This window comes from Mesorhizobium sp. WSM4306 (assembly GCF_007003975.1).
Lineage (GTDB): Bacteria > Pseudomonadota > Alphaproteobacteria > Rhizobiales > Rhizobiaceae > Mesorhizobium.
Genome location: NZ_VFTC01000067.1, coordinates 1 through 1,293, shown reverse-complemented (window position 1 = coordinate 1,293; position 1,293 = coordinate 1). Strand labels below are relative to the sequence as shown.

Below are 1,293 nucleotides of genomic sequence, written 5' to 3'. Positions count from 1 at the left end.
CACCTTCTCCCACAAGGGTGTTTGGACCGAGGACATCGCGAACAGGTGTGCGAGGACATCGCGAACAGTTTTGCATGCTATCGGGCCAAGGTGTTGAGGTCGATGGTTTCTATTTTTTGATGTCTGAACCAGGCGTCGAAGACGCCGTCTATGGCAGTGGGCCTGAAGGCGACGGACTTTCCCGCGAAGGCCCTGCACAAGCGCATTGAGCGGCCAAGGATTGAGACGAAGCCGTGCTGCTGAACGCGGCGGATGAGGTCGTCCTTGGCATATTCGAACGGCTCGACAGTTTCTCGGTATTGGCGCGGCGAGGCCTGGTAGCGATCGAGCGGCACGCCGCCGTCCAGCGCGTCGTGGGGACGCTGGGCGTTGTAGACGTGGCGCCACTGGTCGAAGGCATCCTGAGCCTCGGCGAGATTGGCGAAGGGCGGTCCCTGCAATGCCTCGGCCTTGAGCGAACGATGGAAGCGCTCGTCCTTGCCGAGCGTCTGCGGATGGCAAGGCCTGGAGTGGCTGACGGCGATGCCAATCTCGATCAGCCAGACGGTGAGCAAAGTGAAGTCGTTGCGTCCACCATCGCCCCAAGGCGGACCATTGTCTGTGGCGATGCGCCACGGCAGGCCATAGCGACGGAAGGCGGCGATCAGCCGGGCTTTTACGGTCTCGGTGGTCTGGTCGGCGCAGGCCGACAGCGCGATCGAGAAACGCGAATAGTCGTCGAGCACGGTAAGCGGATGCAGCCGGCCGGCGCGCAAGGCAACGTGGCCCTTGAAGTCCATCTGCCACAGGTGGTTGGGGGCGGCATGCTCGAAGCGAATGAAAGGCTGGGCTCCGCCGCCCAAAGCCCCTAGCTCGATACCGTTGCGGCGCAGGATGCCGGTGACCGTCGAGGCCGCCGGCGTGCCGATGCCTTCGCGGGCAAGCACCCGCGCGATCTTGCGCCCACCCCAGGCTGGATGCGCCACACGCACCGAAACGGCTGCTGCTTCCACCTCCGGCGCACTGCGTGCCGGGCTCGACAGTGGTCGCCGAGACTGCTCCACTAGGCCCGCCGCGCCTTCCATCCGATAGCGCGAAAGCAACTTGTGGCCACAGGTCCGGCCAATGCCGAAGCGCCGGCACAACGCGCTCACATTGGCGCCAGGCGCCAGCGCCAATCTCACGAACTCTTCTTTCTGGCTCATCACGCTTCTGGCCTCGAACGGCATCCCGAACCCCCTCGCGCAAAACGCGCAAAACTGTTCGCGATGTCCTCGCACACCTGTTCGCGATGTCCCCAGTTCAAACAAAGGG

Annotated in this window: 1 protein-coding gene; it reads right to left on the bottom strand. The window is 63.9% G+C overall.

Annotated features, from left to right (window positions below; all coding sequences use genetic code 11):
• Positions 1–77: 77 nt before the first annotated feature.
• Positions 78–1,208 (bottom strand): IS481 family transposase, encoded by a 1,131-nt coding sequence (locus FJV77_RS32165; protein WP_142870368.1) that lies wholly within the window; start codon positions 1,206–1,208, stop codon positions 78–80.
• Between the last annotated feature and the right edge of the window lie 85 nt (positions 1,209–1,293).

Coding starts and splice junctions, on each gene's coding strand:
- FJV77_RS32165 (WP_142870368.1), bottom strand. CDS start 1,208: ATGCCGTTCGAGGCCAGAAGCGTGATGAGCCAGAAAGAAGAGTTCGTG.